This window comes from Actinoplanes sp. GCM10030250 (assembly GCF_042666575.1).
Classification (GTDB): Bacteria; Actinomycetota; Actinomycetes; order Mycobacteriales; family Micromonosporaceae; genus Actinoplanes.
The window spans coordinates 476,815-499,899 of sequence record NZ_JBHTDO010000003.1 but is presented as its reverse complement, the minus strand read 5'-3'; the positions used below and the strand labels follow the sequence as shown (position 1 = coordinate 499,899).

Below are 23,085 nucleotides of genomic sequence, written 5' to 3'. Positions count from 1 at the left end.
TTCGATAGTGTGGATGGTCACGGAGGGCCAGGAACTGGAGCGGGGGAGACATGGTCAGGTATGACGAGGGGGGCAGCGGCCCCACGGGCGTCGGCCACAAGCTCGACGTCAAGGTGGAGTCGCTCAAGACGCTGTCGACCGAGCTGCTCGACGATCTGAAGGACTTCGAGGCCGAGTATGAGCGGTGGGACACCCGCGGCTCCGTCATGCACCCACTGAGCGCTCAGTACATCCCCAAGGGCAGCTCCACCGCGTTCGCCGAGGCGGTGGAGATGCACGGGAAGAACGTCGGGTCGTACACCGACGTGAACGTCAAGGTGCAGTTCATCCGCAAGGGCATCGAGGCGCTGCAGAAGGCCGCCGCCGATCTCGCCGAGACCTACAAGAACCTCGACGAGGCGAACGCGCTGTCGGTCTCCAAGGTGGAGATGATGTTCCCGGAGCCCGGCAAGCCCGGCACTCCCACGGAGAAGCTTCCCCCGGCCGACCAGTGGAAGGTGCTGCCGGACGGCTTCGACCTCAACAACGACGGCATCATCAGCGAGAAGGACGGCGACATCCCGTTCGCGGCCACCCCGAGCGGCAAGAAACCCGACTTCTCCGGGGAGAACTCGAAGCACGACACCCCGGAGGACGAGAAGTACACCGAGCGCGCCGGCTACACCAAGCCCCAGGACCTGGCCGCGCCGACCCAGGAGGAGAGCGGCGTCTTCCACGAGGCCTACGAGGAGTACCACTCGCGGGTCGCGGAGGACGCGCAGGAGGCGCAGGAGGCCCAGGAGAAGGCCGAGAAGGAGTGGCGGGAAGGCACCGTCGAGGTCACCGCTCCGGGCGCCCCCGGCACTTCGTCGGGTAACAACGGAGGCACCGTTGCCTGACCATCAGCCGACCGCCGACGAGGGGAAGGGAACGCCGTGACGGACTGGAACAGCCTGGACTTCCCCCGGATGTACCAGGCCGTCCACGAGCAGAACGCCTACCGTCAGCGGTCCTCCGCGGAGGGCTGGAAGGTGCTCGCGCGACAGTTCGAGGCGATGCGCGACAACCTCGGGCACTACTCGAAGCAGATCGCGCCGGACTGGAACTCCTCGGGCGGTGACGCCTTCCGCGAGAAGATGGCCGACGTCCAGAACACCCTCAACTCCTACGCCGCGGCCGTGCGGCAGTTCGCCGAGATGATGTATGACACCGCCGACGCGGTGATCGTCGCTCAGAACAAGATGAACGAGATCAACAGCCGGCGCGCGAAGTACATCGCCCAGAAGGAGGACGCCGAGGACGCGTTCTCGGACGACACCGTCCTGGGGAACATCTTCGTCGACCCCTGGGAAGACCTCTGGAACAACCGGCCGGACTGGATGGGCGGCGAGGGGTTCATCGACCCCAACAAGCTGGCCGAGTTCGACGAGGAAGCCCGTACCGCGATGCGGACGCTGGAGAACGCCTACCTCCTCGCGGAGGAGAGCCGTCCCCAGCTTCCGGCGTACAAGGGCCCGCTCTTCGCGGCGAAGATCCCCAGCGTGCCCGGCGCGCCCAACATCCCCGGCTCGCCGAACATCCCGAACGTGCCCGTCGTTCCGGTGATCCCGCCGTCACCGACGCTGCCCACCGACGCGACTCCCACACCCACTCCGCCGGTGGCTCCGCCGCCGCCGGTCGTTCCGCCGCCGCCAGGCGTGCCACCGGTGCCCGGCCCGGAACTGGTCGGCACCCCGGCGCCACCGGCCCCGCCGGTGCTCAACCCGCCGACCGTGCCGCCGGCGCCGAACGCGCCCGGGGTCCCGATCCCGCCGCTGGTCCCCGGCCTGCACCTGCCCGGCCAGCCCGGCCTCGGCAATGGCGGGGGAGGCGCGCCCCGGGTCACCCCGCCGGCCGCGCCCAACCTGCCGGGCAAGGGCCAGCGGCCCGGGCTGGGGGCGCCGCCGTCACCCGGCCGTAACTCGATGAAGAAGTCGGGTGTGATCGGCCAGCGGCCCGGCGCCCCGGGCAAGCCCGCACTGCCACCCTCGGCCGGCACCGGCAAGGGCGTGATCGGCAAACGGCCGACCGACGGCTCCCAGCGTGGCGGCGCCCAGCCGCCCGCGGCCGGCCAGCAGCGCCGGGGCCAGCCGGCGACCCCGCCGCCGAGCCAGCGTGGCCGCGGTGGCACCGGCCGGGGCGCCACGCCCCCACCGGCAGGTCAGCGGCCGGGCGTCATCGGGCGCCGGCCCGGGCAGGACGGGCCGGGCCAGCACGGCACGCCGCCACCCGCCCAGCGACGGGACCGGCGCAATACGGAGAACCAGCCGACCGGCCAGGACGGCATTCCCGGCACGATCGGTCCCGGCAACACGGCCTGGGGCACGCCGCCGCCCACCATCAGCAACACCAGCCGCCCGACGCGCCCGACCAGCATGGATCACGACGCCATCGGCGGTCGCCCGCAGGGCGGTGCCCCACGCCGGCAGCAGCCCGGCGCCGACGGCGACGAGTTCACCCGCCGTCCGGGTCTCGCCGCCCGCGACGCGGCACCACCGGTGCTCGGCCGGGAACGGCAGGCTCAGCCGGCGGCACACGGCGAACCGCCGGCCGCGCGCCGGTCGCACCAGTCGACGCCGCTCAGCGACGACGAGTACGGCGTGACCGAGGCGGAGACCGCCACCCCGGTCATCCACACACCGGAACAGCAGGAACGCGACGAGCGCGGTCCGGCGATCGGCCAGGCCGGTTGACCGGGCTCCGGCGTAGGTGAACCCGGCGCCGCCGGCGGGGCTTCGGCCCGGTCGGCGGCGCGGTTCTGCTTCCGGCCGGGCCGTTACACGCAGGTCTCCTCCGGCCGGGCCGTTACATCGATTGAGGGACAGGTATGGGCCGCACCAAAGTCATTGCCGGAGTCGTGGCGCTGGGTCTACTCGGCGGCGGCGCGGTCATCGCGCTGTGGGACTCGATGCCCTGGGCGGACAAGAGGGACTGCGCCGGCCCCTCAGCGGTGCTCCGCACCGACCTGGCAGTCCCGCAGGACACCACCTCGTTCCTGCACGCGATGCTCAGCCCCGACGGCCGGCACCTGCTGTGGCCGGTCTACGAACCGGCGCTGCTCGACGTCACCACCGGCAAGACGGTCCGGCACTACGACGGCTCGGCCCCGGAAGTGATGTCGTTCCGCGCCGACGGCTCCTCCTTCGTCGCCCTCCAGCAGTTCGAGAACGAGGCCGGCCGGGTCCCCGGCGCCGCGGTGTGGCCGGTCGACGGTGACAAGGCGATCCAGGTGTTCCCGGGCCTCCAGCCGCTCGCCGAGAAGAAGGACGACCGCGGACGGATCCAGGACACCGCGGTCAGCCCGGACGGCAAGCTCGTCGCCCTGAGCACCACCGACGGGCTCGTACGGACCTGGAACGTCCGGACCGGGGCGCTCGAGACCACCATGGAGGAGAAGTCCGAGTTCGACGGTGCGACCGGCTATCAGGCCAGCCGCCTCGCGTTCAGCCCGGACGGCAAGCTGGTGGCACTCGGTGACGCCGGCGGCCGGGTGCTGGTGTGGAACACCGGCACCGGCAAGGTGGAACACCGCTTCAACTCGCCCGGCTCCGGTGCCATCGAGGTGGCCTTCAGTCCGGACGGGAAATACCTGGCCGTCCGCGAGTACGGGCCGGAGCAACCGTCCAGCCGGCACGACGTCTGGGTCGTCGAGATCGCGACCGAGCGCACCATCCAGGTCACACCGCAGTGGTCGATCGTCGGCGCCATGCGGTTCAGCCCGGACAGCAGCGCGATCGTGACCGCCAACCAGTACGGCGAGATCGACCGCACCACCCTGGCCGACGGTAAGACCACGACGGTGCTCGACGTCTGCGGTGCCGACCAGCTGATGGTCACCCCGGACACCGGGGCCGTCCTGAGCCTGGCGAAGACCGCCGACCGGGCCGGCTACGAGCTCAGGACCTTCACCCTTCCGTGACGATGGATAGGCTGGCGCGATGACCACGCAGTTGGAGGCCAGGACCCTGGCCGAGGCGTACCTTTTTGTGGAACTGGTCGTCGGCCGCAACGTGCCGGTCGACCTCCGCCAGATCACCGACCTGAGCTATGTCGACGGTCACCGGGTGCTCCAGGTCAACGGCGTGCACGACGGTGAGCAGCACGATTTCACCATCGTGGTGCCGTCGGTGGCGCTGCGCGGCGACATCCGCCCCGGGGAGTTCTACGGCGAGGGCACCGAACCGTCCGTCCTGATCGACGCGGGTCAGTGGCGGGGCGTCGAGGACTTCGCCGCCGCCAACATCGGCATCCTGCTGGAGCAGGCCGGCGGTGGCGCGCTCACGCCGGACGCGGTGAACGAGATCGCGAAGAACCTCGAGTCGGCCTGTTCGGCGCTGGCCGAGATCGGCAAGTTCCTGCCGGAGGGTGCCGACGAGGTGCCCGCCGAGGCGTTCTGGACCGACACCGGCCGGCTGATCCGGGAGCGGCAGCCGGAGGCGTTCCGGCGGGACCGTCTGGTCCGCGACGAGGCGGAGTACCAGTCGATGGCCGGCCAGATCACCGCGTTCCTGGCCGGCGCGTGACGGCCTTTTATCAGGTCGAGGGCTGTTACCAGGTGGAGGGCTGCCCGGGGGTGTCGATGCGGGCGGGCGTGACCGGCGGGGCCGGCTGGAGGTTCTGGCAGAACTCGTGGATCGACCCGGCGACGGCGAACAGCGCGGTCCGGCTCAGATAGTCGGCGGGTGACGTGTACTGACTCCGGTCGTAGGCGTTCGCGGCGTGACAGGCCGCGTCGCTGAGGAAGACGATCTGGTCGGCGTAGACGTCGCGCAGCTTCACGGCGAGCAGGCCGCCGAGCGGTACGGCGACGACCAGGTAGTCGTCGGTCAGCCAGGGGCTGCGGCGGCTCTCGCCGAAGCTCAGATCCAGGTGCGGCACGTCCGGGCGGATGCCGAGCAGCGGGTGGATCTCGTTGAGGCAGAAGTTCCAGCCCTTGATCCAGACGTCCTGGGCGGGGGAGGCGCCGTTGTTGTCCGCCAGCCACTGCCGGTAGAGGCGGGGGAGCGGGCCGCCGATGCGCTGTTCCAGGGCGAGGAGGGCACGCTCGTCCAGGGTGCCGTTCGGCCGGAGCACGGCGGGCTGCCAGACCTGGCTGTCCGGTGCCGCCGGCGGCTCGTACGGCGGTGACCCGGCCAGAACCTGGCTGACAGTGATCTCCCACTGGCTCGCCGTCTGCCCGAACTCGATGTTCTCGAAGCGCCACGTCTCGCCGCCCGCCGTGGCGGTCTCGCCGAGCGACAGCCAGAACTCGTCGTACCGGCCGTCGACCGGCAGCTGGAGCAGAACCCGGGGCTGCGACCTGTCCACGCCGCGCACCGAGATCCACGTCCCGTCAGTCGTCTCCGCCCGGCGCAGGGACGACGAAATGACCAGCTTCTGTGGCTCGGGCGTTGCCATCTCGATCTCCTTGACGTCGCTCATCCGGCCAGGGACTTCAGCCAGGGTTCCGGAGGCAGCGGCTGGCCCAGCGCCTCCCAGCAGGCCACCTCCGCGCCGGCCCGGTCGATCGGCACCGGGTGACCGCCGCCGGGCGGCAGGATCGGGCCCGCGCCCTGCTGCCAGCCGCCGTCACCGGCCACCTGCCACACGCTGATGATGGAACCGTCCCGGCTGACCAGGATGATCACACCCACGTCGGTGGCGTCCGGCATCCGCACCACGTAGTAGTTCACCGTGACCAGTTGCGGAGTGTAGCGGCGGGCTCCTCTGATCCGGTCCGCCGGGGAACCTTCCGGTGTGAGGTCCGGTGTCTCCCTCTCCGGGTCCGGCTCCGGTCCCGGCTGCCTGGAGACGTTCGGGGTGGGCGACGGGCCGGGGACCGGCGGCGGGGTGGGTGCCGGCGGCTGCGCGGGCGGTGCCTGCAGCGCCACGTCCAGGTGCACCAACTCGTTCGCCATCAGGTTGAGGAAGTCCCCGATCGGCATCGGGTCCGGGTCCTGCCCGGGAGCGTTCCACGGGTTGCTCAGGACCACAGTGCCGTCCGGGTTGACCGCCACCACCTCGTACGCGTGGTTGTGGTGCAGGTTGTGCGGCAGCGCCGCCTGCAGGGCCGGGTCGGTGTACTGCGTGTCGGCGCGGGTGCACGTCAGGATCGGGCTGTTCGCGGCGATCAGGTCACGTAGCCGCCGCAGCATCACCGCGTCCCGGTTCGTCGTGGTGTCCACCGCGGCGACCCGGGCCGGATGGCCGGTCAGCTGGGTCATCATCTCGGCGAGCCGGGTCAGCGGCGCACCGACGATCTGGCGGTACCCGTCCGGCGCCGCCCGGAAGCGGTCCGGTGCCGGAGTGTTGTTCTGCTGGCTGTTGGCGACCTCACCCCAGTACCACGTCTGGTGGTCGCTGACCTGACGGGCCACGTCCCACGCCTGTCCGACGGCGGCGAGCGCGTTCTCGATGAGCGCACCCCAGGCCGCGCCGGCGGGACGGCCGTACGCGAACCGGTGCGGCGTCCCGTTCAGGATCGGCAGGGACCCGTCGACCACCACGTCGATGAAGCGGCCGGTAGGTGTGACGACGGCGCCGTTCTGCACCGTCTGCGCCAGCCGTACGGTGTACGTGCCATCGCCGTTGTCCCGTACCGCCTGGCCCAGAGCCTGCGGCCGGCGCCCGGCCACCGACCGGATCGTCGCGATGGTGCCGCAGTCACCCAGCGCACCCTGCCCGAACTGCTCCCGGGTCGGTTGCCCCTGCCACAGCGGCATCCGGCCGGTCGCGGAGTCCAGCGGGTTCCCGTAGGTCACCGTGCCCTGGCTCGTCGGCACCGCCTCCGGCCGGTGTGCCACCAGCCGCACGTTGCCGGTCGCCGGGTCGACCTGGACACCCGTCGACGGAGCCACCGGCGGCGCGGGGCTCGGGTTCATCGCCGCGACCACGTTCGCCAGCGCGGCCGGCACCGGGATCATCGTCCGCACGTCACCGGCGTGGTGGAACCGGTGCGTGGCCAGGACGCTGGTGACCTGCGGCGACGGCACGTACCCGGCACCGTAGGTCACCTCCGCGCGGCGCATGTCGTCGAGCACGATCGCGGCCCGCCCGCCCGGGGTGGACGCGTCCATGTGATTGCCGACCGGCCCCAGCGTGACCGGGCTGAACCCGCTCGGCATGAACGGCGTCAGGTCGGCGACACCGCGCAGGTCGACGTAGATGCCCTCCTGCCAGACCCGGTTCGCCAGCGCCTGGTCGGCGGCGGCCAGCGAGTTCATCAGCGCCGGGTCCGGGCGGACCACCTGACCGGCCAGGTGCGGCAGGCGGGGAAGGCTGGTGACGGCCCGTTCGCCCTCCACCGCCAGCCGGTCCAGCACGTCGCGCAGCGCCGAGCCGGGCAGCGCCTGGCCGTTGTGGAGCAGGTGCCGGGCGAAGTCGGCGGACTGCAGCGACGCCGTCGTGGGCAGAGCGCCCGGCACGTGGTTCGCGGTGACCTGCTGGACCTGTGCCGGAGTGAGGCTCGGCGGGGCCAGCTGGTCGAGGAACGGCCGGACGTCCGGCGGGATGTCCAGCAGCAGCCGGTCGGCGGCCGCGTGGTCACGCTGGCCGCGGTACCTGTCGACGGTGGCGGCGAGCTGGCGCCGGATGGCGAGCCGGCCCGCGTCGTCGGCCGACGGGTAGGCGGTGGCCATGTCACGCAACTCGGCGGCGGGGAGCCGGCCGGTCGGCCGGGGACCGGGCGGCAGCATGGCCTGGAGCCGCTGGACCAGCGCGGTGTTGCGGCTGCCGACCTGTGACAGGTGCGTCGGGTCCATGTCGCCGAGGAAGCCGCTGACCAGCTCACCGGCGAACCGCGGATGGTTGAGGCTGTCGCCCAGGTCCGCGACCGCGCGGGCCCATCCGGCGTAGAGGCCGGCCGGGTCGTCGGTCCGCGGCGGGTTGGCCGCCAGCGAGTGCGCCATCTGCACGACCAGGAGCTCGGCGGGCGTCAGCGACGACTGATAACCGAGCTGCGCCAGCAGGTCCCGGGTGGCCGTGTTGATCGCGCCGTCGGCGTGCAGCCGCTCGGTCCGGGCCGCGGTGGCCGGGTTGGCCGGATCCAGGCCGAGGTGGCGGGCCAGGGCGGCGGACTCGAAGACGGTACGCACCCACGGCCAGCCGCTGCCCCGTAGCGCCTGCGCGTCGTCGCCGTGCAGGTCGAGCTGGCCGAGGCCGCCGTGGTCGTGGCCGGACAGCGGCGCGGTGGACGACTCGGTGCCCCGGGTGAGCGCGTCGCGGCGGAACCGGGTGGTCAGACGCTGGCGCAGCGATCCGGAGCGCAGCGCGAGCACCTCACGCAACTCGTGGATCAGGGCTTCCGGTACGGCATTCGTGTCCAGCCGCTCGGAGATCCGCACCCGGTAATCGGAGCGCCCGGCCCGTGTCGTGTGCGCCACGACGTCCCGGCCGCGCCCCGTCCGTACGCCGCTCAGATCCGCCGCGTCGATGGTGATCTCGAACGGCCGCCCGTCGGCGGGGTGGATCAGATACCGCCCGTCGCCCAGGTCCTGGATCTGCCGCACCCGGTCACCCAGCACCCGGGCGACCACCTCGGGCAGCGCCCGGCGTGCCGTGTCCAGCACCGCCGCGGGCTCCGGCCGCACGTTGAACCGGCCGCCCATCCGGGTGCCGTCGACACCGACCGCCGTCACCGGATCCGTCCCGCGCCCGGGCTGCGAGCCGCTCTGGTCCGGGTCCGGCCCGCTCTGGGGCGAAGGGTCCGGCCCGCTCTGGGGCGAAGTATCCGGCCCGTTCGGATCCGGGTTCGGGTTCGGGCCGGCTGGAGGCGGGTCGTCGCGGTCCTTCTCCAGCTCCGCGGCCAGCCGGTCCAGCTCCTGAGCACGCTGCGCCGCGGCCTCGGTACGGTCGACCAGGCTCCGGCTGCGGTTCTCCGCCGCCGCCAACTGCGCGTCGGACGGGTCGGTGTGCGTGGCCCGCAGGCGCCGCTCACCCTCCTCCGCCGCGTTCTGCCGGGCCACGTCGTGCCGGGAGTCGCTCGTCGCCGAGGCGGCCGTGGAGCCGAGCGACTGGGCCAGCCCGACGCCGAGCACACCCAGTGCCCCGCCGGCGGCGAGGCCGACACCCGTACCCACCGCGGCACCCAGCCCGGACACCCCGGCGCCGGTCGCGCGCATGCCCGGGGTCGGCGTGCTGTTGGGAAGTTCCAGCGCCGCGTCCATCTCGGCGTAAAGCCAGTCCAGCAGCCGCCGGTCGACGGCCTCCTGCCGCGCTGTCGGATCGACGATGACCGAGGCGTGCACGTCGGACCGGACGAGCGTGCCCTCGACGATCCGGGTGGTCTGCCCGGTGGCCACGTCGAAGGTGAAGGTGAAGCTCCGCGGCGGCACGGTCCGGGTCTGGAAGTCGATCCGCAGCACGTTCGGGTCGTCGCTGTCGACCGGGGCGAGGGTCGCCCGGACCGGCAACTGACTCTGGACCCCGGCGATCGCGTCCCGGATGCCGCTCACGATCTCCGCCAGCGGGCGCGGCGGATCACCCAGCGCGGCGATCCGGTCGGCCGCCTCCGGGTAGTCCTGGGCCAGCTGCCGCTGCCGCTCCGCGACCGCCGCCTCGAGGGCCTCCACCGCCTCCTGATGCTGCTGTGCGGCGGCACGCAGCTGACGGGGCGGCATGGTGCTCGGATCGTCGCTGATGGTCTCGACGGCCTCGGCGATCGCGGCGCGGCGATCGTTGCGGTAGTTGTTGTAGCCGCCGGCCACCGTGCCGAGCGCGGCGACACCACCCACCACGAGGGCCGGGAAGTTGCTCAGCATCGTGGCGGTCTGCGCACCGCCCCAGCCGATCACGATGGCCGACGGGATCCGGCTCAGCAGGTACGGGCCGAGCCGCCGGATGCCGTGCAGCCGCCGGTTGCGCAGCACCACGCCGATCTCGGTGACCTGGCGGACCACCTCGGCCTGCTCCAGGCCGGACGGGATGCCGATGTCGACGCGGGACTGCCGGAACCGCCGGTTGACGATCCGTACCTCGACCTGCCCCGTGGTGGAGTCGCTCGGGTGGAAGCTGATCGGCATCCGCCGGATCATCCGCGAGCCACCGCGCAACGCGGCCCGCATGGCCTGCCGCGCCGCCGCCATGGTGTCCGGCTGCACGCTGAACGCCGGAGTCGCCGGCAACGGCCGGGTGGACGACGGATCGACCTGGAGACGCAGGTCGTCCGCCAGCCGTGTCCCGTTGCCGAAGACGTCGGCGAGGCGCTCGGCGACCGTACGCCGCTGTGAGCCGCGCATCGGCATCGCCTGCTCGGCGCCGAACCGTCCCGGCCTGGGCTCGATCGGGGGCGGCGTACCGTCGAACGCCTTGCGCAGTTCCTTGAGCTCGCGCTCCCGCCGCAGCCGGTTGGCCGCGTTGGCGACCTCGCCCAGCGCCCGGCCGGCGGCGTTGGCGAAGTTCACGTCGGCGACGTGGGTCGGCTCCGGCCGGGTCGCCGGCGTGCCGGGCGGCGGCGGTGCGACCGGGCCACGGACCTGGTTGCCGTGCGTACGGCCACCGGCGAACTGGAACGAATCGGGCAGCAGGAAGCGGCGCAGGTTGACGGCGACACTGGCCAGGCTCCGCCCGTGCCGCTGCCGCCCGGCAACGATCGTGCTGAGCCGTTCGCGCAGCGCACGCGCCAGCGCGGCCCGGTCGGTGAGCGTCGCCGGCACGTCCAGGGAGATGCCGTCGGGCTGGTTCGTCGATCCGATGGCCGAGGCGTCGGACGGGTTGGTGACCACCCGGACCCAGACGGTCACGTTGGGCCCGCCACGGATCCGCAGCCGGTACCGCCTGGTGGCCGCGTGCTCGTCGGCACGCGGCATGGTGATGGCCCGCAGTCCCTCGATCCGCGAACCGGGGTCCCGCGCGAGGTTCCGCATGGCCCGGTGCAGCGCCTTGCGGATCTTGGCCGCGTTCGTCTCGGAATCGGCGGCGCTCGGCGCCGGGGTCTCCGGGGTGGACCAGTCCAGAACGTCAGGGGTACGAGCGAGATCGTTGATCCGCTGCCGGGTGGCCGCGATGTCGGACTGGACCGTCGCCCGGCTGACCTCCGGCTGCTCCAGCGCCGTACCCAGCGCCCGGTCGTGGGAGCGGTCCACCTTGTGCAGCGCCGACCGGCGGCCCAGCAGCGGGTTGACCGCGGAGTCGAGGAGACCGGCGGCGATCGGCCGGAAAGCCCGGGTCATCTGGGTGAGGGTCGCCGCGGTGATGGTCGCAAGGAACGCGCCGCCGAGCGGGCCGGCCATTTCCACCAGCCGGTTGCGCAGCCCTACCAGCAACTCCGGCGGGCGCTGGGCCTGCCGGGCGGCCATCGCCTGGAGTGCCTCGGCGACCCGGGCGTTCAGCTCCTCCCGCGCCTGCCACACCTGGTCGGCCGTCATGTCCGGCCCGGCGGGCAGCAGGGCGGGGTCGACGACCAGGTCGAAGTGGCGGCCGTCGACGACGTCGCGGATCAGCAACTGGTCCGGGGTGGTGGCGGCGACCACCCGTACGGTGAACGACGCCAGGCCTCGCGCCGCCCAGCCCGCCGGGAAGATCCGGAAGGTGTCCTGGCGCGGCGTGGCCCGCACCTCGGCGCCGGGCATCGGCGATCCCTCGGCGAGGAGCCGCCGCACCGTCGCCGCCGCCGGGTTGGGTGCCCGGTGCACGCTGCGCTGCTCGTCGAGGAACCGCAGGGCGGCCGGCGGCAGGTGACGGGCCAGCGCCGCCCGGCGTGCCTGCGCGTCCGGCATGCCGTCGCGTAGCCGCTGCTGCTCGATGAAGCGCTGGAGCTCGGCCTCGACCGCGGCGCGGGCACTCTCCGGCGCGGCCGCGAGCTGAACCTGCAGCAGCCGCACCTGCCCGGCCGCGACGGCGGCCGAGGCACGCCGCTGATCGGTCACCGGGGACGGCGTACGCCCGCCGAAGCGCATCCTGCGGTTGGCGTCCGCCTCGCCGAGGGCGAGTGCCATCGCCTGTGCCACCAGCCGGTCCCGGTCGGCGTCGGTGGTGGTCGCGTCGGACACCTGACCGGCCGGCAGTTCGACGAGCACGTCACCGGTGAACGAGCGGCCCACCCGGATGTTCGCGACCTCGGCGGCGGCGAACCGGATCGTCCGGGTCCGCCCGTTCTCGGTGCGCACCTCGATCGTGTTCGCCCGGGGCTGCTCGACGGTGACGTCCCGGCCCGCGGCGGCGGCGCGCATGGCGGCAGCCGCCCGGTCGAGGGCCTCGTTGACCAGCGGCTGGTCCCGGTGCGGCGGGCCACGTCCGGCGCCGAAGTTCACCGGGTCGCCGTCCCTCGGCGGGATCACGCGGTCGCCCGGCTCGGTGGTGACGACCGTGCCGTCCGGGTCGACGGTCCGCCACTCGCCCCGTTCGGTCTGCGACGGCAGGCCACCGCGCGCGGGGTCGGCCGGCGCCACCATCTCGGAGCCGTCCCGCCAGGCCCAGACCAGGTCGGTGGCGGCGCGCACCTGCCGGCCGGTCATCGCGGCGACGGTCGCGGCGCCCTGGCCGGCGGCGAACCGGCACATCACCAGGCGCAGCGGGGTGCCCTGCGGGCCGAGGTCGATGGCGCCCTGCGCGGCGAGGGCGTTCAGGGCGCTCGCGAACTGCTCGGGGGTCAGCCGGCGGCCGCCGACCAGCACGCTGCCGTCGCGGGCGGTGTGCGCGGCGATCGTGACGTGGCCGGGGACGCCGTGCAGCCGGTCGGCGTGCAGCGGCATCGCCGGGCCGGCTTCGAAGGCCAGCACCCCGGCGGGGGTGACGCGCGCGTTGGCGGCCATCAGGGCCAGCGCCTCGGCGTCGCTCACCGGGGGGAAGCCCGGGCGAGCCGGCGGCGCTTCCGGCTCCGCGGCGGGCTGCGGATCCCCATCGCTGTCCGGATCGGTCTCAGCCACCGGATCGGTCTCAGCCACCGGATCGGTCTCAGCCACCGGATCCGTCGAGGCGGCCGGGTCGGTCGCGGTTGCGGGGTCAGGGGAAGCGGCGGGGTCGGGGGACGCCGAGACCGTACCCGGCCACCCCGCATCGTCAAGGATGGCCTGACCCTCGGCGGTGACCACCCACTGCCCGTCCCGCGCCCGGAACCGAGCCGCAAGCGTCTCGTTCCCGTCCCGGTCCAGCACATAGATCTCGGCCTGGTTCGGAATCTCGTTCTCGGCCAGTTCGAATTCGGGTACGGCGTGCTGCGCACTACCGGTGAACCCGTTCCCGGTGAACGGCGCCGACTGTTCCACGCTGCCGCCGATAGCGGCCCGGTCCTCCGGCGTAGGCCCGCCGTACGGTGTGGACAGCCCACCCGGATCCCGCAGCGAGAACCGCATCACCGCGACTCCGGCGTCCCCCGGCTGGTACGGCGGCCGCCCGTTCCGGCCGACGTACCCGGGATCGGTGTAGTCCAGCCGCAGCGCCTCGTACACCCCGTCCGGAGTGTCGAGCATCTGCGTGTCCACGTACCGCGAGGTGAAGCCCCGCGCCCGGCCCGGGTCGAAGATGCCCGGGATCGGGTTGTTCGACAGGTAGTTCCGCAGCGTCTCCGCAGGCAGGGCACGCTGCACCGGCACTCGCGCGGGCGTCTGGACGCTGTCCCGGACCGCGCGCATCTGGGCGACCTGCTCGGGTGTGAGGTCCCGCGGCGGCAACTGGCGCAGCCGCTGGAACTCCTCCGCCGTCATCCCCGGCGGCAGCCGATCGGCGAGCGAACCCTCGAACGACGCCTGGCCGGCCAGCGCACGGCGGGACCAGGCCGGCCGTACCCGAGTGCCGTCGGAAAGCGTGACCGTCCCGTCCGGACCCTCGTTCGTCGGTGGCTCCGGGCCGACGGAGTCGGCGCCGGTGGATACGCTGCCGGGGTGACCGACGCCTCCGACCTCCACGCCGCCGTTCTCGCCGACCCCCGCGACATGGACCTCCGGCTCCGTTACGCCGACGCCATCGCCGGGACCGACCCCGACCACGCCGAGCTCATCCGGCTCCAGATCGCCCACGACCGGCTCGCCATCGCCGGCGACCCGGTCCGCGACCCCGCCGCTGTCCGGCACGTCAACGGACTGGTCGCCAAGCTCGCCCGACGGCTCAGCGCCGGTATCGGGCAGTCCCCGACCGGCACCTTCGTCCGGCGTGGTTTCGCCGAGATCCTGACCATGTCCGGCGCCGAGTTCCTCGCCCGGGGTGCCGAACTGAGCGGGGTCGTTCCCTGGCGTGGTGCCGTCCTGTCCGAGGTCGACGCCGCTGTCGCCGCCGAGCTCGCCGGGAGTCCCCTCCTGGCCCGGCTCGACGTCCTGGACCTCAGTGACAACGCCCTCCGCGACGACGGTCTCCGGGCCCTGCTCACCTCGCCCCACCTCGGCGGGGTCCGCTGGCTGGGCCTCAACCGATGCCGGATCGACGTCCCCGGTGCCCACGCCCTCGGTGCGTCCGCCCGGAAGGTCCTGCCCGAGCTGCGTTACCTCGGATTCACCGACAACCGGATCATGGTCACCCCGTTCCTGGCCGAGGTCGCGTCCACCGTCAGCACCAGCTGGGACGCTCCCGCCCCCGAGCTCGAGGTCCACCGTCCCGGTTACGGTGACTTCCTCGACGCCGAGTTCGGCCCCTTCGTCTGGCTCTCCGGCGCGCACGCCCGGTTCGCCCCCGACTACACCCAGGTCTGATCCGGCACCGCCGGTGGGCGTCCCGCCTGCCGGGCCGGTGCCGCGCGGAGCCGGCGGGCGGGGCATCGACCGGTTCGCCTCGGCGATCCGCATGGCCTGCGCCCGGATGCTGGGCCCGATGCCACGGGAGTCCGGGGGCAGCTCCGAGGGCTGCGCCCGGGTCGCCGCCGTCCGGTCCGCCGCGTTCATCCGCCCGGCGACCGGCGGGGTCACCGACGCGTAGCCGAGTGTCCGCATCTGCCCGGACGCGTCCTGAACGCCGAGGACATCGGTCGGCCGGGAGCTGGTCGCCGGTCCGGTGATGGCCGGCATGTCACCGGGCACGCCGCCCAGCAGGTTGCCCGGCCCGCCGACGTATCCGGCGTCCTGGCCGATGGAGAGCACCACGTGATCGAAGGTCTGCGTCTGCCCGTTGGCGAACCGCACGTGGAGCCGGCCGTCCGGCGTGGCCTGAACACTGTTGATCGCCGACAGCCGCAGCTCGGCACGGGAGATCACGTCCCGGGAGAACGCGCCGAGGCCGGGCACGGTGTTGCGGCGGTTGTAGCCACCCTGGTGGAAGAACGCGTACCGCAGCTCGATCGCGCGCCGGAACTCCGGCGAGGTGCCGCTGTCGTGGTAGCGCCGCATCAGCCGCTGCACCGCGGGCGTCTGGTTGTCGATGTCGCCCATCGCCGGCATCGAGACATCGGCGGTCCATTCGACCTGGCGGTCCGGCGCGCTCTCGCCCGGCTCCCGCGGCTGCGCCTCGTTGCTGTCCGGCCCGGGCCGCCCGGAAGCCTGCTCGACGTCCCACGCGCCGGAGGCCGCGGAGCCGAACACCAGGATCCGGTCGCCGTCGGCGTAGTCACCCGCCATGTTCTGCCCGCCGAAGGCCAGCTGCGGCCGGCTCTGGCCGGGCTCGACCCCGCTGAGGGCGGCGGCCGCTTCGGGGGTCAGGTCGCTCTCCGGCACCACGGTGCCGGAGCTGTCGGTGTAGACCGGCGCCCGGTCGAACGAGTGGCCGGTGGGGGAGACGTAGCTGCCGTACGGCAGGTCGGCGGGCCGCGACTGGTTGCCGTCCGGCCCGGTGAAGGTGCCGTCGTCACCGATCACCACGCGGTTGCCGGTGTCGGCGTCGACGTAGTCACCCGGCGGCAGGTCGCCCAGCCCGACCGGGTTCCCGTCCGGGTCCGTCGCGGCCGGGGTCACGCTGGGGTTGACGCTCGCACCACTGACCGGGTCGACCACGCGCGGGTCCGTGAGCCGGCCGGCCGGATCGGAGAAGAGCGGGAGGGCGTGCGTCTGCCGGTCCGGTGTCGCCAGCGCCATCCGCGCCGACGGGGGCAGCGACTCCGGTTCCACCTCCTGGCCGGTCGGTGAGGTGTAGACCGGCTGCCGCCGCACGGTGTGACCGCCGGGGCCGTTGAACGTCTCCAACGGCAGCGCGTTCCGGTCCAGCGGGTTGCCGTTGCTGTCGACGAAGACCCCGCCACCTTCGTGCCGGATCGTGTACTCGTTGCTCGCGTTCCGCCACGTGTAATCGCCGGCGGGAAGATCGTTCACCGCGACCGGTGCACCGCTGGCGTCCCGGAACTCGGGCGCCGCGGTGCAGTCGGCGGCGTACCCGGTCGCCGGGTCCACGTAGACGCCGTTCGCGACGAACGGCGCGGACGCCACCCTGCCGGGCCCGGGACCGCCGGTGACGTCGACCGCTTCGGCATAGAACGTCCGGTCACCGACAGTGATCCGGAAATTCGCGCCGTCCGGCCAGTCGGTGTCGCTGCCGGAGCGCGCCTCCAGGCGGGTGGCGCGTCCCCCGTACGTCGGCATGCCGGCGGTGGCCCGCCCGGCGTTCACCGCGTCGGTGAAGACGCTGGCCGGGGTGAACTGGGTGGCGCTCGCGGCCATGTCGCCCACCTGGAACGGCATGCCCGGCAGGTGGTACTCGCTGGGCACCTGCCCGAGCATCAGCTCACCGCGCTGCGCCCAGGGTTGCTGTTGCTGGTCACCGACAGCAATCACCGGCGGCAGATCGGGACTCGCGCCGTCGTGCGGCGGCGCGCCCATCGTCGCGTACGACTGCGTGGCGGCCCAGCCGTTGCCGATGATGACCCGCCCGAAGACGTGCCCCCGGCCGTCGGTTCCCAGCTCGCGGTTGATCCGCTCGGTGAGTTCGCGGTCGGCCGCGTCCCGGCGGGCACCGGCCTCCTGCGCCCAGGCGCGAGCCGCGTCGCGGAATGCGGCCTGTGCCGCGCGGACCGCTTCGACGTCTGCCGCGGCCTCAGGGCTGGTGAGGGTACGGCGTAAAGCGCTCGCGTCCAGCGCACCGTCCGGAAGGGGCCGGCCGGTTGCCGGATCCGTCCGCAGCGCCGCCACGACCGCCCGCCGGCGCACCAGGGAAGCGGCCGGGCCGACCACCGGGCGGCTGTTGCCGTGCCGGTGCACCGTCGACGGCTGTTCGAGCAGGCCCATGCTGACGGCGAGGCCCACCACGTCGGCCCGCAGCTGAGCGGCGCGCGCGGTGTCGCCGGCCGCCTCCGCGGCCCGCAGGTCGCTCAGCACCAGCCGCAGCTCGGCCACCCGGCCGAGGTCGCGCTCGGCGAGCGTGGGCCGGAACCCGGCCTCCGGGCGACCCGGCTGATGCGGCTGGCCGGGGATGAAAGCGCCCTCGACCAGGGCGGGGGTGGCGTCGACGCGGGTGCCCTGCGGCCGGCTCGTGCTGGTCTCGGCCCTGGTCCGGGCGCCGGCGGCCAGTTCGGCCACGGCGCTGACGACGGCCCGGCGGATGAGGTCGGGGTGCGCGCCGGTCGAGACGCGTACGGTGCCACCGTCCGAGGCGGCATCGATCATGGCGGCCGGCGACACGGTCGAGGACAGCGGCGGCATCAGGTCGAACCGGATCGAGTACGACCCGGCAGCCGTCGTCACGACGATGGTGTTCGGGCGATCCGGGTCGGTGTCGATCGTGACGCCGTCGCCGACCGCGGCCCGCATACCGGCGAGGATCGCCTCGTTGGTCCGCGCGGTGTCCGGGTCGAGCAGGGCACCGCCGAACGTCGTGCCACCGCCCGCCCGCTGGACCTCGTCCGGCCCGAGCGGCCCGCCGTCGTCATCGTCGGCACCGAACGACACCGGATCGTCGTCGTCGCCGTCCGGCTCGGTGCCCTCGGTGCCCTCAGTCCTGTCCGCGCCGGTCAGTCCAGCGGGATCTCCGTCCGTTCCTGGGTCAGCTCCGTCACGTCCGTCACCGGCACCTCCGCCGCGTAGATCCCCCGGTCCAGCGTCGGCGTCATCCCCAGCTCCGCCGCCCTCTCCTGCGAGATCAGCGGCGTCGACAGCAGGATCCGGTCCTCCCCGATCCGGCGATCCACCGGGCAGCGCATCCCCTGCCACAGGGCCCACGTCCGCAGACGGAACATCTCCTCCAGTTCCCTCTCCGGCAGGTAGACCCAGTCCTCCGTCCCGTCGTCCCGCTGATACCGGGCCGGGATCTGCTCCCCCGGATCCAGATTCACCAGAACCGTCCCCGGCGGGTCCGACGTCTCCCACGCCCGGCGCGTCCGGCCCTTCCACGTGATCCACAGACCATCGGGCCGCTGGGTCGCCGTCATAGTGCTCCTCTGTCTGCCTCTGTCGCGCCGCCCGGCCTTCGACACCGTCCGGCGCGCCGGAGAGGTTACGGGTCCGCTCGGCGCGCCGCTCCCGCGCCTCCTGGTTGCCCGGACCGGCCGCCGCCAGCCGCTCCGCCGCCTCCGTGGCCAGGAGACTCTCCGGTGTGTGCACCCGGATCCGTACCGTCTCGCCCGTCGCCTGATCACGCCAGGTGGTCTCGATCCCACCGGGCCCATCCGAGGTCAGCCACCCGTTCCGCGGCTCACCGTCCGGCTCGAACCCAGCCGCCCACATCGCGGTCTCAAGATCGCTCAGCCCCCCGGCAAACCCCTCCCCGGCGATGATCAGCGCCGGCTCCCCACCAACGGTGATCGCGTTGGCACCACCGACCGAGTCGAGCGCCTCGTCTAGGCGGGCCCGCGCTCCAGATTCTTCAGATACTGGCTCCCCGGAAGCTTCGCTATCGCCCGGTCGCAGATCTCCGTGATCTCCTCGTCCGTCGGCAGCGGCGTCTTGTTCACCCGCAGGGAGATCTGTTCCGCCATAGCCCGGTCGACTACTTCCTTCCGCATGCTGTTGTTCGGGTCCACCAGGAACTTCAGCACGTCCGCGTACACCCACCGCTTCTTCTTCGGCGACCACGCCACCGACCGGATGTACGCCCTCCACGGCTGAACTATCGCCAGCCCGTTCGGCCACGGCGCCTCGTCCGTCGCGTACGACGCGTAGTACGTCGTCTGCCGCGTCTCCGGGTACTGCGCCATCGGCGCCCCCATACCCAGATTCGTCGTCGGCCGCCCGTACGCCCTGATCAGGCTCGCCTGCCACCGCTGGGCGTGGTCCTTCTCGACTCCCGCCCTGATCATCGTCCAGAGTTCGGGCTCCTCCGGCAGGGTCAGCCCCATCTCCGCCGCCAGGTCCACCGCCGTCGGCCGGTCGATCCGCTGTGCCGGCTTGCTCGGGTCCAGCTGGTCCCGAGAGGTCATCTTCAGGCCCGCCTCGGTCATCGCCGAGTACATCCCCGGCCGGTCGTGTTCCCACCGCGGCCGGGTCCGTTCCCAGCTGATCGGTCCCGTCCCCCGGCCCGAGACGAGGATCGCCTGCGGGGACACCGGACCCTTCGGTTCCAGAATCACCCAGTAGGTGAGGCTCTCCGGATTCATAGGTGACTCCAAATTGCTCCGGGTTCGGAAGATCGTTCTCCCTGAGGTGGAACTGCTCGATCAGATCCAGGATGTTCGGGTCGCCATCCGGGTCGAGTAGCTGGTCCCGAGCTTCGTCCCAGGCAAACTCGCCGTCCCCGCCGATCCATTTCGCAAAATTACGCTCACGGGCGTCGGGCAGGGAGTCGGTATCCGGGAACGGCGCATCCTGGATCGGGTGGTTGATCTGCAGGATTTCGAAGAACGCCGCCACCCGTTCAACGCCGGCACCCCGTACCTCCGCACGGACAGTTTCGTACAGCTCGTGGGTCAGGTGGCCGATGTCGTACGACTCGGGGGTGGGGAACTGCAGCTCGAACCGCTGCCCGTTCGGGTCGGTCAGGATAACGCTGCCGCCGTAGTACCGGTTGCCGCGCTCCCAACTGTGGTTGATGCGATCCTGACGGTCCGGGTCCATCGTCTGCCCGCCGTGCTGCTCCAGCAGTCGCAGCGCCTCCAGGGCCAGGTTGCCGTAGTTGCCCGCCGGCAGCCGCAGTGAGAAGCGCACCACGTCGTCGTTACGCCGCAGGAACTCGGCGGGGTCGGTGGTGCCGCCGCGCTTACCGGCCTGGTCCAGGAACTTGCGGGCCAGCGAGCCGAGCGTCTTGACCCGGTGCTCGGTACTGACCGCCTGAATGACCGGGGAGCCGTTCGGCAGGGTGCCGCCGCTGTCGTCCCGGCTCCGCAGATCACGGATGACCGCCCGCAGGTCACGCAGGACCCGGTTGGCGGTCAGCTCCGCGTCGGCCAGCGCGGCGATGAAGAACTCCCGCTCGGCGTCGCTCAGCGCGTCGATCGCCTGCTGTTCCAGCTCCGCGTTCGTGGGCCCCGCGGCCGGCGGCTCGCTGTCCGGCGCGCCGCCGCCGGTCTCCGACTGGTCGAGGTCTACCGAACCGTCGTCGTCCCCGTCGGTCTCGTCGTCCGCGCTGGACTCGTCGTCCGCGTCGGTCTCACCGTCCGGGTCAGTCTCACCATCCGGGTCGGACTCGCCGAACGACACCGGGCCGTCATCGTCGTCGTCCGGTGAGGTGTCGCTGTCCGCGTCGGTCTCGCCGAACGAGACCGGCAGGTCGTCCGGATCCAGGGCGCTGGGCTCGGTGTCCTGGTCCTGGTTGTCCGGCGTGCTGTCGGTCGTGGTGGACGAGTTGGTGTTCGCCCCTGGCCGGTTGGTCACGGTGACTGCGGGGCCGGTGGTCGAGCGCGACCCGTCGGTAGCGACCGGCGGCGGCGTCGAGGTCGTGGTGTCCGGCGTCGGTGTGAGCGTGGCAGAGCCGCTGAGCAGCACATCGTCGTCCCGAGACGTCTCCGTCGACGGGTCGGCGGACGTCTCGGCCGAGGTGTTCGTGGCCGTCTCGCTCGAGGTCTCGGTCGAGCTGTCCGTGGTGGCCGACGTCTCGGTGTCAGCGGTGGTGTCGGTCTCCGTGCCGCTGGTGGTGTCCGTTGTGCTTGTCGTCGTCTGCGACGTCGTGTTGGTCGCATTGTCCGAACGGCTGCCCGGCGTCGTGCTGGTGCTGGTGCTGGTGCTGGTCGACGGCGACGGCGACTGCGACGTGCTCGTGGAAGCCTGCGTGCCGGAAGGGCCGGCCTGCGTACTGGACGGACCGGCCTGCGTACTGGACGGACCGGCCTGACCGACTGTCGAGGGCCCGGACGGTCCGGTCAGACCCGGAGCAACCGTGACACCCGGCCCACCGGAGCCGGCGGTCGAGGTGCTCGGCCCGCCCCCATTCGTACTGCTCTGCGGATCCCCGCTGCTGCTGTCCCCAATGCCGCTCTGACCGTTCGCGGTCACGCCGAGCGCCGACTGCGCCGAATCCGCGCCGATCGTGCCCGGCGTCGTCGGTCCGGTCTCCGCAGCCACAGTGGTCCGCGAGTCCGACGTGGACTGCTCCGACGTCGACCCGCTCGAATCGACCGAGGTCTCCTGGCTCCCGGCCGACGGTTCCGGGCCCCCAGCCGCCGGTTCCTGACTCCCGGCCGACGAATCCTGGCCGCCAGTCGATGGTTCCTGGCTTCCAGCCGACGACTCCTGGCTCCCCGTGGAGGAGTCCTGGCCGCCTCCGGACGTCTGACTCGACTCGGACCCGGAGGACCGATCACTCGACCCCGACGACTGAGACCCCGACGACTGAGACCCCGAGGACTGAGATCCGGATGATTGCGATCCCGAAGACTGCGAACCGGACGACTGGCTCCCACCGGGCGACTGGCTCCCACCAGGCGCCTGCTGGGTGCCCGGCGGCTGCCCCTGATTGACCACCGGAGGCTGGCTCCCAGCCGGGTCCGTCCCGGTCTGCGTGCCGCGATCACCCGAACCCTCCGGGTTCTGCGTCTGGTCGCGCGACGGATCCTGATCCGGACTGACCGGCGGACTCTGCTCAGGACTGACCGGCGGACTGGCCGGCGGACTCTGCTCAGGGCTGACCGGCGGACTGGCCGGCGGACTCTGCTCAGGGCTGACGGGCGGACTGGCAGGCGGATTCTCATCAGGGTTGACGGGCGGACTGACAGGCGGATTCTCATCAGGGTTGACCGGCGGGCTGACAGGCGGACTGACCGGCGGATTCTGGCCGAACCGATTCGCCAGCGCCTGATCAGCCCGCGTCGAAGCGGCCTCGACACCCTCATGCACCCGCCCGGTCACCGCGCCCGACAGCGCCGACCCACCCAGCCCATCCAGCGTAGGCAACTGCCCGACCGCCGCCGACCCCGCGACCTCACCACCGACCTCAACCGCCGCGTCGGTAGCGGCCCGCTTGACGGTGTCGCCCGCTTTCTGCCCGAGCGACCGCGGCGCCGGCGGAGCACCGGGTGTGATGTCCGGCCGGCCACCCCGGCCGAGCTTGTTCAGCCCTCGTCCGGTCAACCCGGCCCCGACGCCACCGGCCGCACCGGCCCACGCCGAGGTGCCGACCTGGCCCAGGTCGATGTCCTTGGGGTCCTTGCCGGCGTCCTGCAGGGCTCCGGCCTGCGCCGCCGCGTTCGTCGCCGCTTCCTCGGCGCCTTCCTTGACGCCCTCCTTGGCGAGCTGGAAGAGGGCCTTGTCGCGGACGCTGTTCGCCGCGTGCCGGGCGCCGGACCGCAGCGCGGTGGCGCCGGTCCGGCGGGCGGCGGTGGTGGCGATCCGGCGGAGACCGAGTGCGGCGATCCGGGACCGCAGTGTCGCCATGATCCGGTTGATCGCGAGCCGGCGCAGCGCGACCGAGGCCGCCATGCCCGCGGTCGAGCCACCGCCGGTGAGGGGGAGCAGGACCGCATAGATGATCAGCTCGACGAGGAGCATGATGATCTCGATGACGATTTCGTACTTGGACTGCGAGATCTGCAGACCGGCCTGGAACGTCGTGTCGTACATCAGACGGGCGCTCTCATAGAGCGAACCCATCGGGGAGCCCGGACTGGGCGAGGAGATCTCCAGCCAGGCCCGGGAGAAGGCCTCCGGGGTGCCGTCGCCGGCCCAGCTGCGATTCACCTGTTCGACGCCGGCGTTCGCCTCTTCGTGGATGCGGGCGAGCTGCTCACCGAACTGGGTCCAGGCCTCGGCGAGCTCCCAGACCTTGTCCTCGTCACCCTCCGGCCAGCTCTGGCCGGTGAACAGGACCGAAACCGCGTCCCGGATGGGCTCTGGCCAGGTGTCGATCTCCTCGATCAGCCAGTCAAGGCTCAATCCCATC

At 72.5% G+C, this 23,085-nt stretch carries 6 protein-coding genes; 4 read left to right on the top strand and 2 right to left on the bottom strand.

Going from position 1 to position 23,085, the window contains the following annotated elements; all coding sequences use genetic code 11:
• The first annotated feature begins 50 nt into the window (after window positions 1-50).
• The 4 genes from ACFQV6_RS07850 to ACFQV6_RS07835 all read left to right on the top strand — a co-directional run bounded on the left by ACFQV6_RS07850 (window position 51) and on the right by ACFQV6_RS07835 (window position 4,541).
• Complete coding sequence (locus ACFQV6_RS07850) at window positions 51-878, top strand: hypothetical protein (protein ID WP_378026668.1); 828 nt, start codon at window positions 51-53, stop codon at window positions 876-878.
• A gap of 36 nt (window positions 879-914) precedes the next feature.
• Window positions 915-2,711, top strand: a complete 1,797-nt coding sequence (locus tag ACFQV6_RS07845) for a hypothetical protein (RefSeq protein ID WP_378026667.1) — start codon at window positions 915-917, stop codon at window positions 2,709-2,711.
• A 134-nt stretch (window positions 2,712-2,845) separates the two neighbouring features.
• Window positions 2,846-3,937, top strand: a complete 1,092-nt coding sequence (locus tag ACFQV6_RS07840) for a WD40 repeat domain-containing protein (protein WP_378026666.1) — start codon at window positions 2,846-2,848, stop codon at window positions 3,935-3,937.
• Between the two features lie 19 nt (window positions 3,938-3,956).
• The gene (locus ACFQV6_RS07835) at window positions 3,957-4,541 is read left to right on the top strand and encodes a hypothetical protein (RefSeq protein WP_378026665.1); all 585 of its coding nucleotides are present in this window, start codon (window positions 3,957-3,959) and stop codon (window positions 4,539-4,541) included.
• A gap of 25 nt (window positions 4,542-4,566) precedes the next feature.
• On the opposite strand, the gene ACFQV6_RS07830 is transcribed toward ACFQV6_RS07835, so the two are convergent.
• Both ACFQV6_RS07830 and ACFQV6_RS07825 read right to left on the bottom strand, forming a co-directional pair.
• Window positions 4,567-5,439, bottom strand: a complete 873-nt coding sequence (locus ACFQV6_RS07830; RefSeq protein ID WP_378026664.1) for a DUF6406 domain-containing protein — start codon at window positions 5,437-5,439, stop codon at window positions 4,567-4,569.
• Complete coding sequence (locus tag ACFQV6_RS07825) at window positions 5,436-23,084, bottom strand: hypothetical protein (RefSeq protein ID WP_378026663.1); 17,649 nt, start codon at window positions 23,082-23,084, stop codon at window positions 5,436-5,438. The genes ACFQV6_RS07830 and ACFQV6_RS07825 overlap by 4 nt, the downstream gene beginning before the upstream one ends.
• Window position 23,085 lies beyond the last annotated feature (1 nt).